22 protein-coding genes and 1 pseudogene are annotated in these 20,766 nt (G+C 68.1%); 13 read left to right on the top strand and 10 right to left on the bottom strand.

Annotation, left to right across the window (positions count from 1 at the left end; all coding sequences use genetic code 11):
- The first annotated feature begins 15 nt into the window (after nt 1-15).
- The gene (locus V5E28_RS12880) at nt 16-1,458 is read left to right on the top strand and encodes a non-reducing end alpha-L-arabinofuranosidase family hydrolase (protein WP_336207127.1); all 1,443 of its coding nucleotides are present in this window, start codon (nt 16-18) and stop codon (nt 1,456-1,458) included.
- A gap of 467 nt (nt 1,459-1,925) precedes the next feature.
- Complete coding sequence (locus V5E28_RS12885) at nt 1,926-2,489, top strand: hypothetical protein (protein ID WP_336207051.1); 564 nt, start codon at nt 1,926-1,928, stop codon at nt 2,487-2,489.
- Between the two features lie 72 nt (nt 2,490-2,561).
- On the opposite strand, the gene V5E28_RS12890 is transcribed toward V5E28_RS12885, so the two are convergent.
- A complete protein-coding gene (locus V5E28_RS12890) occupies nt 2,562-4,076 on the bottom strand; it encodes an aldehyde dehydrogenase (protein ID WP_336207052.1) in 1,515 nt (504 codons plus the stop codon).
- Nucleotides 4,073-5,392: an O-acetylhomoserine aminocarboxypropyltransferase/cysteine synthase family protein gene (locus tag V5E28_RS12895; RefSeq protein ID WP_336207053.1), complete on the bottom strand. Its 1,320-nt coding sequence runs from the start codon at nt 5,390-5,392 to the stop codon at nt 4,073-4,075. Before V5E28_RS12895 ends, V5E28_RS12890 begins: the two co-directional genes overlap by 4 nt.
- Before the next feature lie 108 nt (nt 5,393-5,500).
- Here V5E28_RS12895 and V5E28_RS12900 point away from each other — a divergent pair, with 108 nt between their 5' ends.
- Together V5E28_RS12900 and V5E28_RS12905 are read left to right on the top strand one after the other, a co-directional pair.
- On the top strand, nt 5,501-6,007 hold the full coding sequence (locus V5E28_RS12900) for an Lrp/AsnC family transcriptional regulator (protein ID WP_336207054.1): 507 nt from the start codon (nt 5,501-5,503) through the stop codon (nt 6,005-6,007).
- 47 nt (nt 6,008-6,054) lie between these two features.
- Entirely contained in the window at nt 6,055-6,606 is a 552-nt protein-coding gene (locus tag V5E28_RS12905; RefSeq protein ID WP_336207055.1) for a GNAT family N-acetyltransferase, read from the top strand.
- An 85-nt stretch (nt 6,607-6,691) separates the two neighbouring features.
- Here the strand turns inward: V5E28_RS12905 and V5E28_RS12910 are convergent, their stop codons facing one another.
- Nucleotides 6,692-7,612, bottom strand: coding sequence for a LysR family transcriptional regulator (locus V5E28_RS12910; protein WP_336207056.1), 921 nt, complete (start codon nt 7,610-7,612; stop codon nt 6,692-6,694).
- Between the two features lie 71 nt (nt 7,613-7,683).
- On the opposite strand from V5E28_RS12910, the gene V5E28_RS12915 reads away from it, so the two are divergent.
- Entirely contained in the window at nt 7,684-8,595 is a 912-nt protein-coding gene (locus V5E28_RS12915; RefSeq protein ID WP_336207057.1) for a DMT family transporter, read from the top strand.
- Nucleotides 8,596-8,755: 160 nt separating this feature from the next.
- Here the strand turns inward: V5E28_RS12915 and V5E28_RS12920 are convergent, their stop codons facing one another.
- The 3 genes and pseudogenes from V5E28_RS12920 to V5E28_RS12935 all read right to left on the bottom strand — a co-directional run bounded on the left by V5E28_RS12920 (nt 8,756) and on the right by V5E28_RS12935 (nt 10,597).
- On the bottom strand, nt 8,756-8,956 hold the full coding sequence (locus V5E28_RS12920) for a hypothetical protein (RefSeq protein ID WP_336207058.1): 201 nt from the start codon (nt 8,954-8,956) through the stop codon (nt 8,756-8,758).
- 125 nt (nt 8,957-9,081) lie between these two features.
- Nucleotides 9,082-10,048: pseudogene (locus V5E28_RS49515) on the bottom strand (IS1634 family transposase); the annotation flags it as partial.
- Nucleotides 10,049-10,237: 189 nt separating this feature from the next.
- On the bottom strand, nt 10,238-10,597 hold the full coding sequence (locus V5E28_RS12935; protein WP_336207061.1) for a tyrosine-type recombinase/integrase: 360 nt from the start codon (nt 10,595-10,597) through the stop codon (nt 10,238-10,240).
- A 211-nt stretch (nt 10,598-10,808) separates the two neighbouring features.
- On the opposite strand from V5E28_RS12935, the gene V5E28_RS12940 reads away from it, so the two are divergent.
- Entirely contained in the window at nt 10,809-12,641 is a 1,833-nt protein-coding gene (locus V5E28_RS12940; RefSeq protein WP_336207062.1) for a site-specific integrase, read from the top strand.
- A gap of 17 nt (nt 12,642-12,658) precedes the next feature.
- Here the strand turns inward: V5E28_RS12940 and V5E28_RS12945 are convergent, their stop codons facing one another.
- The gene (locus V5E28_RS12945; protein ID WP_336207063.1) at nt 12,659-12,790 is read right to left on the bottom strand and encodes a hypothetical protein; all 132 of its coding nucleotides are present in this window, start codon (nt 12,788-12,790) and stop codon (nt 12,659-12,661) included.
- Nucleotides 12,791-12,900: 110 nt separating this feature from the next.
- Here V5E28_RS12945 and V5E28_RS12950 point away from each other — a divergent pair, with 110 nt between their 5' ends.
- Nucleotides 12,901-13,326: a hypothetical protein gene (locus tag V5E28_RS12950; protein ID WP_336207064.1), complete on the top strand. Its 426-nt coding sequence runs from the start codon at nt 12,901-12,903 to the stop codon at nt 13,324-13,326.
- A 164-nt stretch (nt 13,327-13,490) separates the two neighbouring features.
- On the opposite strand, the gene V5E28_RS12955 is transcribed toward V5E28_RS12950, so the two are convergent.
- A complete protein-coding gene (locus tag V5E28_RS12955; RefSeq protein WP_336207065.1) occupies nt 13,491-14,597 on the bottom strand; it encodes a baeRF2 domain-containing protein in 1,107 nt (368 codons plus the stop codon).
- A gap of 126 nt (nt 14,598-14,723) precedes the next feature.
- On the opposite strand from V5E28_RS12955, the gene V5E28_RS12960 reads away from it, so the two are divergent.
- The 3 genes from V5E28_RS12960 (at nt 14,724) to V5E28_RS12970 (ending at nt 16,723) form a co-directional block, all read left to right on the top strand.
- Nucleotides 14,724-15,455 (top strand): sensor histidine kinase, encoded by a 732-nt coding sequence (locus tag V5E28_RS12960; protein WP_336207066.1) that lies wholly within the window; start codon nt 14,724-14,726, stop codon nt 15,453-15,455.
- A gap of 33 nt (nt 15,456-15,488) precedes the next feature.
- Nucleotides 15,489-15,746: a hypothetical protein gene (locus V5E28_RS12965; RefSeq protein WP_336207067.1), complete on the top strand. Its 258-nt coding sequence runs from the start codon at nt 15,489-15,491 to the stop codon at nt 15,744-15,746.
- Nucleotides 15,747-16,165: 419 nt separating this feature from the next.
- Complete coding sequence (locus V5E28_RS12970) at nt 16,166-16,723, top strand: recombinase family protein (RefSeq protein WP_336207068.1); 558 nt, start codon at nt 16,166-16,168, stop codon at nt 16,721-16,723.
- A 185-nt stretch (nt 16,724-16,908) separates the two neighbouring features.
- Here the strand turns inward: V5E28_RS12970 and V5E28_RS12975 are convergent, their stop codons facing one another.
- On the bottom strand, nt 16,909-17,550 hold the full coding sequence (locus V5E28_RS12975; RefSeq protein WP_336207069.1) for a TetR/AcrR family transcriptional regulator: 642 nt from the start codon (nt 17,548-17,550) through the stop codon (nt 16,909-16,911).
- Between the two features lie 88 nt (nt 17,551-17,638).
- Between V5E28_RS12975 and V5E28_RS12980 the strand changes: the two genes are divergently transcribed.
- Genes V5E28_RS12980 through V5E28_RS12990 form a run of 3 tightly spaced genes read left to right on the top strand, consistent with a single transcriptional unit; the run spans nt 17,639 to nt 19,686 of the window.
- Complete coding sequence (locus V5E28_RS12980) at nt 17,639-18,004, top strand: SgcJ/EcaC family oxidoreductase (RefSeq protein WP_336207070.1); 366 nt, start codon at nt 17,639-17,641, stop codon at nt 18,002-18,004.
- Nucleotides 18,001-18,810, top strand: coding sequence for an NmrA/HSCARG family protein (locus tag V5E28_RS12985; protein ID WP_336207071.1), 810 nt, complete (start codon nt 18,001-18,003; stop codon nt 18,808-18,810). The genes V5E28_RS12980 and V5E28_RS12985 overlap by 4 nt, the downstream gene beginning before the upstream one ends.
- 39 nt (nt 18,811-18,849) lie before the next feature.
- A complete protein-coding gene (locus tag V5E28_RS12990; RefSeq protein ID WP_336207072.1) occupies nt 18,850-19,686 on the top strand; it encodes an SDR family NAD(P)-dependent oxidoreductase in 837 nt (278 codons plus the stop codon).
- 298 nt (nt 19,687-19,984) lie between these two features.
- On the opposite strand, the gene V5E28_RS12995 is transcribed toward V5E28_RS12990, so the two are convergent.
- Nucleotides 19,985-20,758 carry a Tn3 family transposase gene (locus V5E28_RS12995; RefSeq protein WP_336207128.1) on the bottom strand — a complete coding sequence of 258 codons (774 nt, stop codon included), beginning with the start codon at nt 20,756-20,758 and terminating at the stop codon, nt 19,985-19,987.
- Between the last annotated feature and the right edge of the window lie 8 nt (nt 20,759-20,766).

The raw sequence follows: 20,766 nt of genomic DNA on the forward strand, positions 1-20,766 counted from the left end.
GCCGTCTTTGCGACGGTGGCCACCTTACTGGCGAGCCTGTTCGTCGCCATTCAGATTCAGTCCGCCAACGCGGCCACCGTCGACACCAACGCCTGGTACGTCCTGGTCAACCGCAACAGCGGCAAGGCCCTGGACGTCTACAACCTCTCGACCGCCGACGGCGGCCGCATCACCCAGTGGACCAGGAACGACCAGAACCAGCAGCAGTGGCAGTTCGTCGACTCCGGAGGCGGCTACTACCGCATCAAGTCCCGCCACTCCGGCAAGGTGCTCGACGTCTACAACTGGTCGACCGCCAACGGCGGCGCGATCGTGCAATGGGCCGACGGCAACGGCACCAACCAGCAGTGGCGGCTGGCCGACAGCTCGGGCGGCTATGTGAGGTTCGTCTCGCGCCACAGCAACAAGGCCCTGGAGGTGCAGGGCGCCTCCACCGCCGACGGCGCGAACATCGTCCAGTACGACGACTGGGGCGGCAACAACCAGCAGTGGCAGCTCGTCCAGGTCGGCGGCGGCAACCCGAGCCCGACGCCCACGCCAACCGGTACGTGCGATCTTCCGTCGACGTACCGCTGGACGTCGACGGGCCCGCTGGCGACCCCGAAGTCGGGGTGGGTCTCGCTCAAGGACTTCACCACCGCCCCCTACAACGGCAGGCACCTCGTCTACGCGACGACGCACGACACGGGGACGAGGTGGGGTTCGATGAACTTCGGCCTCTTCACCAACTGGTCCGACATGGCCTCGGCCAGCCAGAACACGATGTCTTCTGCCACTGTCGCGCCCACGCTCTTCTACTTCGCGCCGAGGAACATCTGGGTGCTCGCCTACCAGTGGGGTGGGACCGCTTTCTCCTACAGGACGTCGAGCGACCCCACCAATCCGAATGGGTGGTCATCGCAGCAGGTGCTCTTCTCCGGAAGCATCTCAGGCTCCGGAACAGGCCCCATCGACCAGACGCTCATCGGTGACAGCACGAACATGTACCTGTTCTTCGCCGGGGACAACGGCAAGATCTACCGGGCCAGTATGCCCATCGGGAATTTCCCGGGCAGTTTCGGCACGACATCGACGGTGGTCATGAGCGACACGACGAACAATCTGTTCGAAGCCGTTCAGGTCTACAAGCTCCAGAGCCAGAACCGATACCTCATGATCGTCGAGGCGATCGGCTCGCAGGGTCGCTACTTCCGCTCGTTCACGGCCACCAGTCTGGGCGGTTCGTGGACGCCGCAGGCCGCGACCGAGAGCAATCCCTTCGCCGGCAAGGTCAACAGTGGCGCCACCTGGACCAACGACATCAGCCACGGCGAACTGGTCCGCAGCAACCCCGATCAGACCATGACCGTTGATCCCTGCAATCTGCAGTTGCTCTACCAGGGACGCAACCCCAACTCCGGCGGCGACTACGGCCTCCTGCCCTACCGGCCTGGTCTTCTGACTCTGCAGCGCCAATAGCGTGACCTGCTGACGCAGACCAACTCGCCTGCTGATCACCGTGTGAACCGGGTCCTGGGCACGGCGTCTGGGAGCATCCGCCGTGCCCAGGACCCACGAACACGCCCTCCGTCACATCCCCGTCGGAGGGAGAGCATCAGTGGGACCCGTTCCGCGCACGGTCCCGAGTGTCGTGGGCCTGCTTCTTTCGACGATGCTGTTCCCTTCGGCGGCCAGGGCCGACAACCCGATCGTGCAGTCCATCTACCTGGCCGCCCCGCGCCGCTCGTCCACAACGGCCGCGTCCAACTGCACCGCCCGGGACGGGGGTGAAGGTGAAATCCGCCCCGCATCATGTTTCGACCCGCAATTTGGAATGGGTGTGGCTCTCCCTCAGTGAGCGTCTGAGCTGGTCTTTTATGGTCGTGACTGTTTGATTCGGGAACCGCCTTTTACTGTGAGTGCAGACCCGTGAGGCGGTGGTGACGATGAGCTCGTTGCTCGAGGAACTGGCACGGCGCGAAGCCGCGGTCCGCCGGCGGATCGAGGAGATCGGCGAGCAGATCGCTGCGCTCACCTCACAGATGCAGGATGAGCAGGACTGCTTGTCACGGCTGATGATCACACGGGAGACCGTCGAGGAGATCCTGGGTGAAGCGGCCCAGCTGCTCGATGAGCCCGATGGACAGGCCGGGGCCGCCGACGCGGCCGGCACCGCGCCGCCGGCACGACCGCCGGTGCTGGGTGTGGTGACGGTGCCGCACTGGCAACCCGGCATGAATACGGCGGTGCTGCCGCGCGCGTACCGAGACGCGGTGGAGATCATGGCCGATGCCGGGCGGGCGATACGGGCCGGGCAGATCGCGGTGGCGATGGGACTGCCGGATGAGGCGGCCAAGCGGGAAGGGCTACGTTCGAAGCTGAAGCGGCTGGTGGAACGCGGCTGGGCGAAGGAAGAAGGGCCGGGACTGTTCACGGTGACCGAGCCGGTGGCGCGTGAGGTGTCCGCGCAGGGCGACGGAGGGTCACGAGACGGCATCGCGCCGTCATGAGCACCACGGGCACGCCTTTGAGGAGGTGGGGATCATCCGCGGGCGCCTTGGGCGGCCCGCCGCTCACCGGAGTCATTGGTGTCTGATGCTGATCCAGGTGCTCTTCAACTCCATGTACTTGTCGAGCGCGTGGAGCGACTTGTCGCGGCCGATGCCGGACTGCCGGAACCCGCCCCAGGGTGTGGTGATGTCGCTGTCGTCGAAGTTGTTGATCCAGACGGTTCCGCTCCGCAGCCGCCGGGCGGCGTTGAGCGCCACGTCGATGTCCTGCGTCCAGAGCGCGGCGGCGAGGCCGTAGGCCGACGCGTTGGCGAGCTCGACCGCCTGGTCGGGGCCGTCGAAGTCGATGACGGCCAGCACCGGGCCGAACACCTCCTCCTGGGCGAGCCGGGTGTCGTTGCCGACCTGGTCGACGATGGTCGGCTCGACGTAGGCGCCGCCGGTCTCCACACGGGCGGCGGCGCCGCCGAGCACGAGGCGGCCGCCGGCGTTCTGGGCCTCGCACACCCGGGCGAGGATGCGATCCCTGCTGTCGTGGTCGATGACGGCGCCGAGCTCGGTCGCCGGGTCGAGGGGGTCGCCGAGCCGGATGGCGCCGGTCTGGGCGGTGACGTGTTCGAGCAGTTCGTGCTTGACGCGCCGGTCGACCAGGAGGCGAGAGCCGGCGTTGCACACTTGGCCGGCGTTGAGGAAGATCCCCCGCGTCACGGCTCGCGCGACGGCCTGGAGGTCCTGGGCGTCCGCCATGACGATGTGCGGTGTCTTGCCGCCGCATTCGAGGCTGACCCGTTTCATGTTGCTCTCGCCGGAGTAGCGCAGGAAGAGCTTGCCGACCTCGGTGGAGCCGGTGAAGGCCAGCGCGTCCACGTCAGGGTGACGGCCGAGGGCCTGCCCGGCGGTCTCGCCGAACCCGGGGACGACGTTGAGCACGCCGGAGGGCAGGCCGGCCTCGACGGCGAGTTCGGCGGCGCGCAGCGCGGTGAGGGGCGACTGCTCGGCGGGCTTGAGCACGACGGAGCAGCCGGCGGCCAGAGCGGGCGCGAGCTTCAGGCAGGCCATGTACAGGGGGAAGTTCCAGGGGGTCACGCAGCCGACCACCCCGATGGGCTCGCGAGTGACGGTCGCCAGTACGTCGCTGCCGGTGGGCGCGGTCTCGCCGTACACCTTGTCGATCGCCTCGGCGTACCAGCGGACGGTCCTGACGGCGGCGGGAACGTCGATCGTACGGGCGTCGGTGATGGGCTTGCCCACGTCCAGCGACTCGGTCAGCGCAAGCTCCTCAGCGTGTGCCTCCAGGAGATCGGCCCAGGCCAGGAGCACCCGCTTGCGCGCCCTCGGAGGCTGGTCGCGCCAGCGGCCGTCGTCGAAGGCCCGCCGGGCAGCTCGCACGGCGACATCGACGTCCGCGGCGTCGCAGGCGCTGACCTCGAGCAGGAGCCGGCCGTCGATCGGGCTGTGGTCGGCGAAGGTGGCGCCTTCCTGGGAGGAGGTCCGCACGCCGTTGATGAAGGGCGTGCCGTGGAGGCGGAGCGACGCGAGTGCTGCCTCCATCGTGTCCGTCGGCTTGGTGTGCAGGGGGCCGGTCATGGTTGCTCCGGGAGGGTGATGGAGTCGAGTGCCTGGGTGAGGTCGTGGATCAGGTCGGCCGGGTCCTCGAGTCCGACCGACAGCCGTACATAGCCCGGGGAGATGCCGAGCGAGGTCAGCTCCTCGGCGCCGAGCTGGGAGTGCGTGGTCCCGGCCGGATGGGTGACCAGGGTTCGGACGTCGCCGAGGTTGACCACGTGGCGCACGATCCGCAGGCGTGACACGAACGCGGCGGCCGCCTCGTGGCCGCCGGCCAGTTCGAGACCGATGAGCCCGCCCCGGGCGCCGAGATAGCGCCGAGCGCGCCGCGCGTCGTCACCGCTGTGTAAAGACGGGTGGTTGACGCGGCGCAGCGCCGGGTGGCCGTCCAGGTGCGCGGCGATCAGACCGGCGGTGTCACAATGGCGGGTCATCCTCAGCGGCAACGTCTGGATGCCCTGCACCAGCCGGCTCGCCGCCGGGGGCGCGAGAGCGGGCCCGAGGTCGCGCATGAGCGTCCGTCGCAGTCGTACCAGGTACGCGCTGGAGTTCGTGGCGCCGGCGAGCGCGGTCCACACCTGTCCTCGATAGGCGGGATCGGGTTCGGTGAGCAGCGGCAACCGCTTGCCGGCGGCACCCCAGGCGAAGCGGCCCGTGTCGACGATGACCCCGCCGAGGGCGGTGCCGTGACCGCCGATGTACTTGGTGGCCGAATGGACCACCACGGCGGCACCATGCCGGCCGGGGCGGCACAGCACCGGCGCGCAGGTGTTGTCCACGATCAGCGGTATGCCGAGCCGGTCGGCGACGTCGGCGACCTGCCGGATCGGGAACGTGCGCAGGGACGGGTTCGGCATCGTCTCGCCGTACAGCGCACGAGTGCATGAGTCCGCGGCGCTCGCGAACGCCTCCGGATCGCGCCCGTCGACGAACCGGGTCTCGATGCCCCATCGGCGCAGGGTGTGGGCGAACAGCGCATGAGTGCTGCCGTACACATCGGAGGAGCAGACCAGGTTGTCGCCTGCCTGACACAGATTGAGCACGCTCAGCGCGATCGCGGCCATGCCGGAGGCGGTCGCGACCGTGCCAACGCCCTCTTCCAGGGCGCTGACCCGCCGCTCCAGCTCGGCACAGGTGGGGTTGGCGTAGCGGCTGTAGGTGAACGCCTCACCGAGCCCGTCCTCACCGTAGAGCGCTGCCGCCTCGGCCACGCCCGGCAGTTCGAAAGAGGCCGTCTCGTACACCGGTAAGACCACTGGCCGGATCGCCGGCCCCGTCCGGACGGCATGGTCGCCGGCCAGCAACCGCGTCTGCACGTCCCATTCGCTGTCCTTCACGAGGAAGACCATAGTGGGTCATCATCCTCCTAATCAAAGCACTCTTTGCTAGGATGCCTTCAGAAAGAAGGAGAGTGTCGCTTAACGTCCGTCGAAAGGAAGACAGCGATGGAGATGGGAGAACGGGGCGATCTGGATGCGACCGACCTCGCGCTGCTGGCCCGGCTCGCCAATGACGGCCGCGCGAGCCTGACCGATCTCGCGCGCGAGGTCGGTCTCAGCCGGCCCTCCGTCGCCGACCGCCTCCGCAAGCTGGAGGCCGGCGGAGTGATCACCGGCTACGCGGCCCTGATCGACCCGGCCCGCCTCGGCCTCCCGCTGCGCGCGCAGGTAAGGCTGCGTCCCCACCAGCCCAACGCCCGCGCTCACGGGCTGCGCGAGAAGCTGCTCGCCCTCGGTCATGTGCTCAGTTGCGTGCACGTCACCGGCGACGACTGCTACGTCATCGAGGTGGCCGCCCGGAACCCGGCCCATCTCGAAGAGCTGATCGACAGCCTTACCGGCATCGGACGCACCACGACCCTTCTCGTCCTGTCCGATGTGGTGAGCCCGTCCGACGTCGACCTCAAGGCTCTCCTGCTCGAACCGGGATCCGCCCCATCGGCCGAACGATGACCGGCGCGAGCACAGTAACGAATTTTCAAGTGAATGGAGGGCTTCTCATGTTCTCGCTGCCGCTGCGCGACGGTGCTCGTCTCGGGCCGCTGGAGGTCTGGCACGGCGAGGCCTTCGCCGATCATCTGGACCGAGCCCGCGAGCACATCCGTCCCTGGGTCGGCTCCGCGTTCGTCACCGACGACGTGGACGGGGCGCGGGCCACGCTCAAGCGGTACGCCGAGCGCCAGGCCGCCGACGGCGCCCGCCTGTACGGCATCTGGCGGGATGAGCTGCTGGTCGGCGGGGTGATGTTCACGGCCTTCGATGCCGCTGCCGGCTCGTGCGAGATCGGCTGCTGGCTGGAGCCGTCCGCCGAGGGCCACGGTCTGATCACCCAGGCGTGTGGCGCGCTGCTCGACTGGGCGTTCACGTCCCGAGGGCTGCACCGGGCGGAGTGGCACTGCCGGGCCGACAACGACCGCAGCTCAGCGGTGGCCCGGCGGCTCGGCATGACGCTGGAGGGAGTGCGACGCGAGTCCTGGCCGTACGAGGGCGTGCGTTACGACAAGCAGCTCTGGGCCGTCCTGGCTACCGAATGGCCGGGGATCGGCCGGTGATCGGCGACGACCGCCGATCTGACAGCCCCCGCGCCACCGGCGGCGACCCCGGTCCGTGCCGTTCGGCGGGACCGTCGAGGCTTCGCTACCAGGTGCGGGGCAGCGTATCCGCGCTGGTCGTCAAGGCGTCCAGGACACAGCCGACCAGGGGATGCCGGCGAGCGCCCTGGCGGATGGCGGCATAGAGCGTGCGGTGCATGCCCGGCTGGTGGACACCGAGAAGTCTGACACCGGCGGCGTCCCCCAGCCTGGGAGACGTGGCGATGGCAGGCAGGAGCGTGATGCCATGACCCGCACCGGCCAGGGCGGCGGCCACCGCGAAGTCGCCGCTGTGCGCCACGACGTGCGGCTCGAACCCGGCCAGGGCGCAGCTACGCCGCAGCATCGTCTCGCAGGAACTCCCCGCGGCCGGGGCGATCCAGCGCTCGTCACGCAGGTGCGCCAGCTCAACCTCGGGCCCCTGGAGGGGATGATCGCGCGCTACCGCGATCATCAGTGGCTCGGCGAACAGGTCGATGCGGTCGATGTGCGCCTGCGGCCGTTGCGGCGTCAGGCCGTACTCACCGGCCAGCACCACATCGAGCTCGCCGCGCATCAGGGCAGGAAGACCGTCTTCAGGTTCGCACTCCTCCAGGCGCAGATCCACCTCGGGCGCCGTGGTGCGCAGCGCGGTCAGCGTGGCGGGCAGCAGCGTCCGGCCCAGCGTGGCGATGGCGCCCACAACGAGCGTCCCGCGGAGGTCCCCGTCGAGAGAGGCCAGGTCGGCCTCTGCAGCCTCCAGATCCGCCAAGACATGACGCGCGTGACCGGCCAGCCGATCCCCAGCGGCGGTCAGCCGGGCGGTACGCCCGCTGCGGTCGACCAGAAGCATGCCAACCTGCCGCTCCAGGGCGGCGATGTGCTGCGACACCGCGGGCGGGGTGAACGTCAGAGCTCGTGCGGCGGCGGCGATGCCGCCGTGGTCGGCCACCGCGAGCAGCACCCGCAGGCGGCGCACATCTAGCATGAAGCGATGCTACATGGGTGACGGAAAAGTTGTTACTGGTGCTTATGCGGCCGTGGCGGCAGGCTAGGGCCGTGATCCGTGATCGACGTTTGACCGCCGCCGTGGCCGTCACCGTGCTGTTGTGGTCCGCGGCCTTCGTGGCCATCCGGGTGGCTCTCCCTGGCTTCGGCGTGGCCGGCCTGTCAGTGGGTCGGCTGCTGGTGGCTTCTCTGGTCCTCGCGGTGGTCGCCCCGCTGCTGCGCGTCCGTCGGCCTGCCCGGGCCGACCTCCCCCGCATCGTCGGCTGCGGCCTGACCGGAATGACCGCCTACCAGCTGTTGCTCAACGCCGGTGAGCGCAGCGTGCCGGCCGGTACCGCGAGCTTGCTGGTCAACACCGCCCCCATCGTCGCCGCCGTGCTCGCCCTCATCGTGCTGCGAGAGCCGTTAAACCGGCGAAGCATCGCCGGCCTGGCTCTCGGGTTCGCGGGTGCCGCCGTCATCACCTTGGTACAAGGCGGCGGCCTGACGCCAAGCCTGGACGCGGGTCTCGTGCTCGGCGCGGCCGTCGCCCAGGCGTCGTTCTTCGTCCTGCAGAAGCCTCTGCTGGCCCGTTACTCCGGAGTCGAGGTCACCTCGTACGCCGTCTGGTCGGGCACTGCCCTGTCGTTGCCGCTGCTGCCCGCCCTGATCAGCGACCTGCCGCGGGCTTCCGGCGAAGCGTTCGCGGCCCTGCTCTTTCTCGGCGTCGCGCCCAGCGCACTCGGCTTCATCACCTGGGCCTACGCCCAGGCCCGCCTGCCGGTAGCCACAGCCGCCAACACGCTCTACCTCGTGCCGGGCCTGGCGATCGGCATCGCCTGGGCGGCCCTCGGCGAGAGCATCCACGCGGCTGCGCTGCTCGGTGGCCTGATGATCCTCACAGGCGTCTTCATCAGCCGGGCAAGGAGAACACCAGACGGATCTTCAGGGCGGCGGCGACCTGTTCCAGATGCTGCGGGGTGAGCGCAGCAGGTTCTCCAGGCCGTCACACGCGAAGGTCCGCTTACGCCTCACACGAGTCCGGTGCCGGTGCAAGGTCGTCACCCGGGGTGACCGGGAACACCTCCGCCCCATCGACGGCGGTGCGGGCGCCGCATGCCGGGGACAGGTGAAGGCAGCTTGATCAATCGACGCACATCGCCTCGTGGGTGGACCGGAAGACCCATGTGCCGCCACCCGGAGAGGTATAGATGCCGAAAGTGCCATAGGTCCCAGGGGTGCAGTCGTAGCCGTCGGCTTGCGCGGCCACGGGCGTAGTTGCCAGGCCGGCCGCCACCACCGCCGAAACGAGGCCGAACCGGTGGAGCCAAGTGACTTTTCGCATGCTTCTCCTTACCCGCGTTCCGCAGATGTGTAGCGAGAAAAGCACACGGATCTGTGCTCTGAGCTGCGGAATCACTTGCGGGCACGCTGCTGCGGCGTGTCACTAGGCGTGAGTGTTGTCGCTGGTCAGGCGTTTGTGGCAAGGATGGCTTCGACGATCTTCTTCGGGGTCGGGATGTCGAGTTTGGCCAGGATGTCGCGTTGGGGCTTGGTCAGCTCGGCGCGCTGACGGAAAGTGCCCGTTGGGCCGGTGAAGGTGGCGACCGTCAGGAGGTCGAACTCGTCGCGGATGCGCCTCCAGGCGGTGCCGGTGCTGGTCTCGATGATGCGGATCAGCAGCAGCGCCAGCCAGCACAAGATGACGTGCGCGCGGATGCGTCCTCCAGCCGGTGATAGACCGGGCGCAGATCGATGACCTGCTTCATGTCGCGCCAGCCCCGCTCGACCTCCAGCAATTGCTTGTAACCGACGGCGATGTCCTCGGCCAGCAGCTTGGGGTCCGAACAGCGCAGGAGGTACTTGCCGTCCAGGTTCGTCTCGGCCTTGATCTTCGCGGCGTCGATGCGCAGCAGCCCGTTCGGTGTGGTGCGCAGATACCGGTTCAGGCCGGGCTTGGTGGAGATGACCCCGCGCAGTTCGGCGCGCTGGTGGCGCTGAGCGCGTCGGTGTCGGCGATTATCTCCTCCAGCTGGGTGATCAGACGCGTCCAGATGGCGGCGTCGCGCTCGGCGCCGTCGGGGTTGAAGCAGATCACGAACCGGTCGGCTTCGCCGATCCGCACCTCTTTGACCTTCAGATTCTCGGCCACCTCCTGATAGCGGCCTTGGCGCGACAGCGCGGCCTTGGCCTCGGCCGTGCCGGAGCGTAGCCGTTCGCCGATGATGTAGTGGTGATCGCCTTGGCGCAGGTAGCGGCGGTTGTCGGCGGAGGCGAAGCCGCGGTCCCCGACCCACACGATCTTGGGCAGGGTCCAGTCCCGCATGTCGTCTTTGACCTGGCGGATCGGGGTGGTGTCGGTGGTGTTGCCGGGCCAGGACCAGATGCGGACCGGGATGCCGTCGCGGGTGACGGCCATCCCGATGACGATCTGAGGCGAGGTGAGCACCGGGGTGACCAGGACGGCGATACCCGGCCTGGGACACGGTCGCATGTTGACCACCGCCAGCCCCGCACGGAAGAGGGGGTCTTCTCCCGAACGTGGCCCCAGCCCCAAAGTAGCTCTGGGTAATCCCTGCGACGGCCCGAGAGCCCTTATAGCTGCGGCGAGCCGCCACTCCTTTGATTAGTGGGTACGGCGGCGGGGTGCCAGGGCCTCGGTGACCTTGGCTATGGCTTCGGCGCCGGGTTTGACGTAGCGCATGGCGGTGCGGGGGTTCTTGTGCCGGGTCTTGCCCATGATGAGCTGGAGCGGGACTTCGGCGTCGCCGAGGTGGGTGGCGGCGCTGTGGCGCAGCTGGTGCAGGTCAAGGCCTGCGTACTTGTCCAGCAGGACGCGGGCGCGGTCGTAGCCGAGGCGGGCGCGGCCGGTGTGCGGGCAGATGTCGGCGGCGGCCGGGCGGCGAGCGGGGACCGGGCGGCGTTCGGACAGGAACAGCGGACCGTGGGCGCGTCGGCCTCCGCTACGGGCCGCGAGCGAGTCCACCCACTTCTACCGGCGCCGGGGCGCAACGCTCATTCTCCGATGGCTCCTGGACCAGCCGGGCGCCACCTGGCAACAACGGTGGAACGCGACTCCGGCCGCAAGCTCGACCGGGGCGCAGTGGAACGAGCTCAACGCCAGTTGGGTCGGCTACGACGCGGCGAATGCGAACGGCATCCTGAACACGGGCCTGTTCGCCCTGGTCTGCGCCGATGTGCTCCGGCCGTCGCTCCACTGGCAGCTCACCCGGACCTCGACCAACCTGCGCGCCATCATCTGCCAGTACCGTGACCCTGAGGGATTTGCCCGCCTTCAGGAGTTGGTGGGGCCAGAAGCGTGGTCCTCTCACCTCGGCATTCTCGCCAAGAACGTGCTGGTCAAGCTGGTCATCGCCAAGGGCGGGGGTCTGGCCGACATCAATGTCGGAGACGCCATTGAGTACATGGAGGCGCATCGAGCTCAGCGGGCCACGTCGGGCGGTCAAAGCCTGTTCTACTCCTGGCTGAAGGACCTGGGTCACCTGCCACCCGACGCGCCCGTGTCACTGAGGCTCCTGCACCGAACGTCCGGCCAGGTCTCGGTCGAGCAGCTCGTCGACCGCTACCGGCCGCAGTCCAAGCCCATCCGGGACCTGCTGGTCGAGTACCTCAAGGAACGCCAGCCGACCATGGACTACACGTCCTTGGAGGACGCGTCACGGACGCTCGTGCGGAACTTCTGGTTGCAGATTGAGCGCATCCAGCCCGGCATCGACACACTCCGGCTGCCGCCTGAAGTCGTGAGTGCATGGAAGCAGGTCAGCCGGACGAAAGTCACGCGCCGCCGGCTGCCCGATGGCACGGTCCATGAGGCAGTAACGGAGCGTGCCAACTACGGCAGCCTCATGATCGGAGTTCGAGCCCTATACCTTGACCTGGCCCACTGGGCCGTCGAGGAACCAGAACGCTGGGGCCCGTGGGTTGCTCCCTGTCCGGTCAGCGCCGCCGATGCCAGTACCTCCAAGCACCAGAAGCGCCGCAAGGCGAAGATGGACCAGCGCACCCGTGAACGACTGCCCGCGCTGTCCACTGTTGTCCGCGCCGCCAGGGCGAACTGGACGGAGGCCCGGGAGGGGATGGAGGCTCTGCAGGCCGCCCCGCTCGGCGGTCAGTTCACGTTCAGGGGCAGAACATACACGCGCCAGAAGAAGGACTCGTCGACTCCGTTCCGGGCCTACGACGAGTCCGGTCGGCGTGTCCATCTGGGGCTGGTCGAGGAGCGGGCGTTCTGGGCCTGGGCCACGATCGAGTCTTTGCAGCACCCCGGCGTCCGGATCGAGGAGATGCTGGAGGCCAGCCATCACGCCCTGATCCAGTACAAGCTGCCCACCAGTGGTGAAGTCGTGGCTCTCCTGCAGGTCGCTCCCTCGAAAACCGACGAGGAACGGCTTCTCCTGGTCAGCCCAGAACTGGCCGACGTGCTCAGCACGATCATTGCCCGGGTCCGTGACCCTCGAACAGGTGCGATCCCGATGCTGCCCAACTACGACGTTGCGGAGAAGATCTGGAATCCGCCGATGCCGCTGCTGTTCCAGTGGACATACGGAGGCCAGCGCACACCGGTGTCCCGCCAACTGATCCGCAACGGTCTCAACGAGGTCCTGGAACGAACCGGGCTCACCGACTCCGCGGGCCAGCCTCTCGACTTCGCTCCGCACGACTTCCGAAGGATCTTCATCACTGACGCGATCCGCAGCGGCCTGCCGCCTCACATCGCGCAGGTCCTCGCAGGTCACTCCGACATCAACACCACGATGGGCTACAACGCCATCTACCCGGCAGACGCCATCGAAGCCCACCGCGCGTTCATCGCCCGTCGTCGATCGCTTCGTCCCAGCGAGGAATACCGGACCCCGACGAACGAGGAGTGGGACGCCTTCCTCGCCCACTTCGAGAAGCGCAAGCTCTCTTTGGGAACCTGCGCTCGGGCCTTCGGAACAGCATCCACGAGCACGCTTGCGTCCGGTGCTCGCTCCTCCGGCCCGAGCAGTCCCAACGGGACCGCCTGATCGAGATCCGCGACAACCTACTCGATCGGATCGCCGAAGCTCAGCGTGAAGGCTGGCTCGGCGAAGTCGAAGGCCTTGAGATCAGCCTCGCCGGCGCCGAGGACAAACTGGCTCAGCTCGACACCGCTCTCAAACCCACGGTCATTCACCTGGGCCTGCCCACCTTCGCCAACATCGCCGGACGGACCTCCACACCGGCCGCGGACCAGCCTTGAATACTCGTAGCCGCCTCGAAGGAGGACCGCCTAGGCTCCAATCCATGCGCACTGTGTTCGTGTTCCCCGCAGGTGAGCGACCTGAGACCATCGCCTCACTTGATCGACACCTGAACCAGCAGCGCCATCCGTGGACTCTGGACGGCAACCTCTACATCGACATCGACGACGAGCAGACCGGCTGCCTCTTCTCCGACTGGGACCCCGACGACGTGACGGTGCTCGAGGCGGCCGTCGAATACCACCCCACCTGGGCAGTGCAGATCGACATCTCCGGCCGGATCGACGCCACCGCAGAGGTTCACCAGATGATCGAGCTGCTACTCGAACGCGGAGGGGTGGCGATCGATGACTACTCCGCCCACCCCTGGACCCTGCAGGAAATCCAGTCCGGAACAGTCATCGACGGTCTGCGCTTCTTCGACTTCCGCGCCTACTACGAGCTCAATCGCGAGACCGGCCTCTCCTGACTCGACGAGCGCTCCAGTGTCGAACCGGTAGTTCGGAGAAGGGGTGCTGTGCAACTACTGCAACGGGCCAGTCGACCGGCGATGCCACGCCCCTGATCTCCGCGGGCGACCGCGATCCACTCCAAGCGGGCGTCTTGGGACGCTGGAAAGGGAGAGCCGGCGTATCAGTCGGGCAGGTAGCGCTGGACCGCCGCACATCCGTCCGCCACGTCCAGGCCTGCGGGGATTTCGGTGAAACCGGCGTCGCTGAGTGCGGCAGCCCTGAGGACCAGGGCTGCCGCAGGCATCTCGAAGCCGGAGTCGGCATCCTGTCCCAGTGCCTTCGGTGAGGACGCAACGAGCAACGGCATGCCGAGAGACGACCACTTGGCTGGGTCCGCCGAGCGATCGGCCGACAGGAGCAGTGTCTCGACGCGTCCTTGTGCCAGCGCGTCGGAGACCGCCGGAAGCGAGGAGACCCCACGGCCTTCACCCACGGCCGCGACGTACTCCTGGAAGGCTTCGGCGTGAGCTCGTGCGGAGACAGACGTCAGCGCTTCGTCGACCGACCGTCTGAGGCTTTCCAGGGCATCCTCACCGCCGCGCCCACCTGAAATATCAACAAACTCGACGTCCATGCCCTGCAGTGCCCGCTGCTCTCGCAGGGCGGCGGCTGCCTTGTCGTCCCCGCCGATGAACACCACGGCGGCGTCCACAGCCGCCACAGCGCCGGCGATCTCATCCGCCACGCCTGCAGCGTTCCTGTCCCATACGTTTTCGGTTCGGCGGTGATAAGAGGCCATCGATGGGCCGCCCGCCTTCACCCGCGTGATGTGCAGGGTGCTCCCGTTGAACGACCGGCTTCGCGTCGCATCGAGGGCGCCGATGGCATAGCCGTCGATATCGCCGCCCTGACGGTCGATCGCCACCATCACGTAGGGCAGTTGCCGGTCCCGGTCGAGCACCGTTTCCAGCGGGTCCGCCACGGGCCCGACCACACCGCGGTTCCGGGAGGGCGGGGCCGTCAGGGTGTGAACAGCGAGGAGGCGGCCGTTGGCGGCGAAGAGGGACTCCCCTTGCGGTCCCACGACGTCCGGCGAGCCGCCCATTTCCCCTTCCACCGCGTCCAGGGTCGCGGCGTCCGCGCCTTGGCCAGCGAGTTCCTTACGCAATTGTCGCCAGGCCAGTTCGATACGTTTGTCCGCGTCACGGTCCTCGCGGCTGGTGTCCAGATGGACTGACACAACCGGGCCGGTCACTTCGTAGAGCGGACGAAGAAACGCGAGATCCATCGACACTCCTGGCCGGGTCTTCGAGACCCTGGGAAGAACTAAACGGAATCAGATGCTCCATACGGGGTCAACCATACGAGAGTGACTCTACGCATGCAAAACGCCACGCTACGCAATCTCACGTCGATGCTTCTCGTCGATGGCCGCGGGCGCGCCTGCGTGCACGCCACCCGCCGCTTCACCGCCGACGCGGGCCATGAACTCCGCACCCCGCTGACCACCCTCGGCATGGACCTGGAGATCCTGCGGCGCGGCCCCAGCCTGTCCCCCGGCCAGCGGGAGCAGGTCCTGAACGCCATGGCCGCCGAGCACCAGCGGATCACCACCCTGCTGGAAGGACTGCAGACGCTGGCCCGCGGCGACGCCCGCGCCCTGCCCGCGCCCGACGACATCGACCTGGCCGACGTGCTCGCCCAAGCGGTCGAGCACGCGCAGCGCCGCCACCCCTGCGTCGGCTACCGGCTGTCGCTTCCGGTGCGGGAGATCCCCGCCGTCCGCGGCTGGCCCGCCGGGGTGCGCCTGGCGATCGACAACCTGCTGGACAACGCGGCCCTGCACGGCCATCCCACCGGCCAGGTACACGTCAGCCTGACGGTGACCACGGCTGCCCGCGACGCCCAGGTCGTCGTGGCCGACGACGGGCCGGGCATCCCGGACCATCAGCGGGAGACCATGAAGGAGCGCTTCGCCCGCGGCGCGCACCCCCGCAGCGACGGATCCGGCCTCGGGCTTGCGCTGGTCCAGCAACAGGCGCGACTGCACGGCGGCACCCTCCATCTGGGCCTTTCGAGCCTGGGCGGACTGGCCGCCGTCCTGACCCTGCCAGTCCAGGCCCCCGCGCCCCGCGCGCCACGATGAAAGCATGGCCCGGCCAGACTCCCCCCGAGCACGGTGACCGGCCAGCAGTTCGACCGGTCCAAGGGCAGCACCAGACATGAACGCGGGCACCACGACGCAGATCATCCGGTTGTTGGGTCGGACCGGGGCGCGGTGGCCCAGCGTGACAGAGCGACCGGCCCGGCGGACGCGACGGTCTCCGCCGCCGTTGAGAGCTTCCTCAGCTCCCTCACCGCCGCCACCACACGCACCGGTTACACCGAGACCATCAGCGACCACGGCCACCGCACGACCCTGACCGTTCTCCGGTGATGACCGCCTACCTCAACGCGGTGTGGACGACCTGGACACCCGCAGCCCACGCCTGCCTTGCCAACCGCACACCCCCGTTCAAAATCTGACCAGCCCGTACGGTCATATTCGCGTGGGGCACGTTCGCGCCGCGCAGGTCCGCGCCGAACAGGTCCGTACGGCAGCGTTTCCGCGCCATGCCATCTTGGGAATCCACCGAGCTCGATGCCGTGAAGGAGGCGCGACAGGCCCTTGAGGAGTTCGACGCCCGCCAGACCTCCGCCGATTCATCCATGGACGTCCTTCAACGCCATGGCCGAGATCCGCATGGCCGCCCCACGGGCGCTGTCACTGCTGCACAAGCAGCAGGTTCGTCTCGGTCGCCCTTCGCGGTTCGACGGCGGCGACGGCTTCTCCAGTGGTGACGGGGATCGCCGCAGGTGCCCGGCGCAGCGCACAGGAGCTGGCGCAGGCCCGGGCGCGACCGCGATGCCATCCATCTGGACAAGGCCAGTGGCGCCAAAGCCTCCCGGCCCAGCCTGGACCTGGTCCTCAAACTGCTGCGCCAGGGCGACACGCTGAAGGTCACCCGGCTGGACCGGCTGTCGCGCTCAGTCCTGCACTTGGTCACCCTCGGGGCGGACCTGCGCGAACGCGGGGTGGGCCTGCACGTGATCGAGCAGGGCATCGACACCGACACGATGGAGGGCCGCGCGATGTTCGGCATGCTGTCGGTCCTGGCCGAGCTGCAGCGCGAGTTGATCGTGGCCAACACGATGGACGGCCTGGCCTCCGCCCGTGCACGCGGCCGGGTCGGCGGACGCCGGCCCAAGCTCACCGCCGACCAGGCCGCCCTCGCCCAGCAGCTGTACGACACGCGGGACAAGACCGTCCAGCAGATCGCGAACTTGTTCGGAGTGCCACGCTCGACGGTGTACGGGCACCTGAAGGGCAACACCGTGCCCCGCCAGCCGAAGAAGACTTCAGACAGGGTGTGATCGGGGCGCGGGGACAGGGTTTTGGTTATCCGGGTGGCTCTGTATGCGGAAGATGGGACCGGATGTCGGTCAGCGAAGGCGCCACCATCCGGGCCGGACTACTGAGCTCGGGACGTGGTGGACGCCTCGTAGACCTTGGCTACTCGGGGGCCAGGCGGAGGTGCCAGGCCGGGCATCGGGTTCATCTACTCGCTTGACCAGCGGCCGGTGAAGAGCTCCTCGCCCGGCGGGGAGCCGGGCAACGGGCTATGTCCCGGCCGCAACCCGTCGAGTGCTATCGCGATAAGCCGTCGGCGAGCCTCGGCAGCGGCGGTCAGCAGATCGCCCCTGCCCTGCTTGCGAAGCTGATCGACCACCGGGGAACGGCCGAACTGCTCGATGAGCAGCGAGATGTCGACCGCGGTCACGTCCTTGCGGAGTACGTCGGCCTGGTGCGCTCGCTGTACCAGCTCGTCGAGCAGTTCGTCGCCGCGGCGAGCTTTGGCGCTCATCTCCTGGGTCACCTCGATGGTGCCGGCGACGGGCGCCAGCGAGCCCTGCCCGAACGCGACGCAGCCGTAGATGAAAGCCGTCAGTCCTGCCCACGGGTCGGGGTCGGCCAGGCCCTGCTCGGCCGCTTCGTTCCAGTGGTCGAGGGAGAGCAGGCTGAGCCGCTGGAACAGCTCTTCCTTGGTCTTGTAACGGCGGTAGAGGCTGCCGATGCCGACGCCCGCCCGGGTCGCGATGGCGGCGACGGACGCGTGCGCGCCGTCTTCGGCGAGGACGTCGCGGGCGGCCTGGAGCAACGTGCGGTCGTTGCGTTCCGCGATGTCTTTACGTGTTGTCATCGCCACACACTTTAGCAGTTGCGGAGCGATTCGCTCCGGCATAGTCTCAAGGCGGAGCGAATCGCTCCGCGAATTGAGGAGATGCGACGTGAACCCCGATATCGAGGCGATCGAGCAGGTCGTCCGCGACGCCGAAGAGCTGCAGAGCGACGTGGCCGGCTTCGCCGGGCTGCTGACCGAGGAGGCGGCCCTGGTCAACTTCACCGGGACCCGGCTGCGCGGCCGCGACCAGGTCAGGCAGGTCATGGCCAAGGCGCTGCGCACCCCGCTCAAGGACGTACTGACCAAGAACGAGCTGCTCGACGTCACGTTCCTGCGACCGGACATTGCGCTGGCCAACCTGATCAAGCACGTCAACGACGGCCGCACCGGAGCGCTGACATTCGTGCTGGTCAAAGACGACGGCACCTGGCGGATCGCGCTGGCCCAGACCACCCCGGTGGTGACGTCATGAGCGTGGCCCTGGTCATCGGCGCCACCGGCCAGCAGGGCGGCGCCACCGCGCGTCACCTGTTGAGCCGTGGTTGGCAGGTCCGTGCCCTGGTCCGCGATCCGAAGAGCCCGGCCGCCAGCCGGCTGACCGGTGCCGAACTCGTGGTCGGCGACCTGGAGGATCCCGCGTCCCTGGAGCGGGCCATGCGAGGCGTGGACGCCGTGTTCAGCATGCAGGCACTGGCGTATGAGCCGGAAACCCTCAAGGCTGAGGTACGGCAGGGCATGCGCGTCGCTGACGTCGCGCTGGACGCCGAGGTCGGGCACCTGGTCTACAGCTCAGTCGGCGGTGCCGAGCGGCACACCGGGATCGAGCACTTCGAGAGCAAGGCGGCGATCGAGGCGTACATCCGCGCTCTGGGGTTGCCCGCGACGATCCTGCGGCCGGTGTTCTTCATGGACAACCTGCTGCACTACGCCGGTGCCGAAGGGGAACGGCTGCTGGAGCTCCCGGTGCTCCCCGACCGGCCGATGCAGCTGATCGCCACCGACGACATCGGCCGGATCGCCGCGCACGTCATCGACCACCGGGACGACTACCTGGGCGTGGAACTCGAGATCGCCGGCGACGAGCTGACCTTCGCCGAGGTGGCCGGAATCTACGAGAAGGTCACCGCAGTGCCAACGCGCCTCGTCCCCCTGCCGATCGAGGAAAGGCTGTTCGAATGGTTTGCCGAGAGCGGCTACCAGGCCGACCTCGCCCAGCTGCGCAAGGACTTTCCTGGCTTGCTCACCTTCCAGGACTGGCTCGGCGGGCAGGTCCGCTAGACGTCACTGACATTCACCACCGAAAGAACGGAAGACAACATGAGCAAGGTTTGGTTCATCACCGGTTCGTCCCGCGGCCTGGGCCGCAGTTTCGTCGAGGCCGCCCTATCTCGCGGCGACAAGGTTGCCGCTACCGCCCGCAATACCGCGCACCTTGATGACTTGGCCGCCGCGTACGGCGATGCGGTGCTTCCGCTTGAGCTGGACGTGACCAGAAGGGCCGCGGTCTTCGAGAGCGTGAAGCGCGCCCGGGAGCACTTCGGCCGCCTGGACGTCATCGTGAACAACGCCGGCTACGGACTGTCCGGCGCGGTGGAGGAGCTGACCGAGCAGCAGCTGCGCGACCAGCTCGAGACCAACCTCTTCGGCCCGCTGTGGGTCGTCCAAGCCGCGCTGCCCTACCTGCGGGACCAGGGCAGCGGGCACATCATCCAAATCTCGTCGGTCGGCGGCCTCACCGTGTTCCCACTCGGCGGCGGCTATGTCGCCTCCAAGTGGGCGCTGGAAGGCCTGAGTGAAACCCTCGCTCAGGAGGTCGCCGACTTCGGCATCAAGGTGACCTTGGTCGAGCCCGGCTCCTACGCGACCGAAGGAGCCGCCGGCGGCGTCCACGCCGACGCCAACCCGCTGTATGACGGTCTGCGTGAGAGTTTCGCCGACTTCGCCAAGACGCTAAATGTCGGTGACCCGGCCGCGGCAGGCCGGGCGCTGCTCAAGGTGGCCGACTCCGGCAACCCGCCACTGCGGGTGTTCTTCGGCGCCCAGGGCAACCAGATCGTTCCGCAGGTGTACGCCGACCGGCTCAACACCTGGGCCGACTGGCACGACCTCGCCGAGGAGGCACACGGACACACCCGGATGGCACCGGCTGTCTGACCCGCCGACTGATCTGCGGTAGGGGCGCAGACCTCACCACGGGAATTTTCCAGCAAGACGACGGCTCTCCAAGCATGACTGCGGTCGGAGGTCTCCTCGCCGAGGCGGAAGTAGCGGCCGAGGCCGGCCGGGTGCCAGCGCCGGCTCTTGGCCTGGGGCTCCGGCGCAGCCCAGCCCGGCTTGGGCCAGATGCTGCAGCACCGACTGACCAAGCTGGCGCAGCGTCTACCCCCTGCCGGTACGGGTCGAGCTGGGCCGCACTACCCGCTGAGCGTGAACTCCAACAGGCCGCCGCCGGTCACTCGGCGCTCGGCCCCGGCCCGAGGTCGAGCTGTTTGCTCATGTCCAGCTCGAACCTGCCGTACAGGTTCAGATGGGACCAGAACAGAGCCGACAGGGCGCGCCGGTCGGCGTTGGTGAGCTTTTTTCGCCACTTCGGCTCGGCGAGGACGATCTGCACCATTCTGGTGTTCAGGTAGACGATCGCGGCCTGGACCAGGTGAAGGGCCAGCGCGGAGACCTCGACATGCGCACGGTCGTCGCCGGTCAGATCACCGGCCTTGCCGTAGAAGATGTCCTTGTTGGCCGAGTTCCAGTTCTCCACCACGTTCAGGCCCTCGTGGATTTCGCGGCGCAGTTCCTCTTCCGCCAGGTAGTCGCAGATGAAGACGGTGCGGATCACCCGGCCGAGTTCCTCGATGGCCCGGTAGGTGGGGTGCTTGGGGCCGCCGCGGGTGAAGCGGCGCAGCATCTGGTGGGCCTCGGCGGTGCCCAGCCGTAGCGCTGTCGCGTACTTGATCATCTGGTCGTACTGGTTGGCGATCAATTCCCAGTCGATGGTCTTGCCCGACAGCACGCCCTCCAACTGCGGCAAGGCCTCGCCTTCGGCCAGCCCAGGCCGGTACAGGCGGGCCGAGCCGATGTTCTTCAGCCGGGGCAGCAGCTTGAAGTCCAGCAAGTGTGAGAAGGCAAAGCCAACGATCGAAGCTCCGTGCGTATCGGTGTACTGGCGATCGATCTCCGCGCTGGTCAGATGACGCAGCAGCGGTGCCGGTGCCCCACCAGGCCTCATCACGCGCC

Origin of the sequence: Nonomuraea sp. LPB2021202275-12-8 (genome assembly GCF_037044575.1) — a bacterium.
GTDB lineage: Bacteria > Actinomycetota > Actinomycetes > Streptosporangiales > Streptosporangiaceae > Nonomuraea.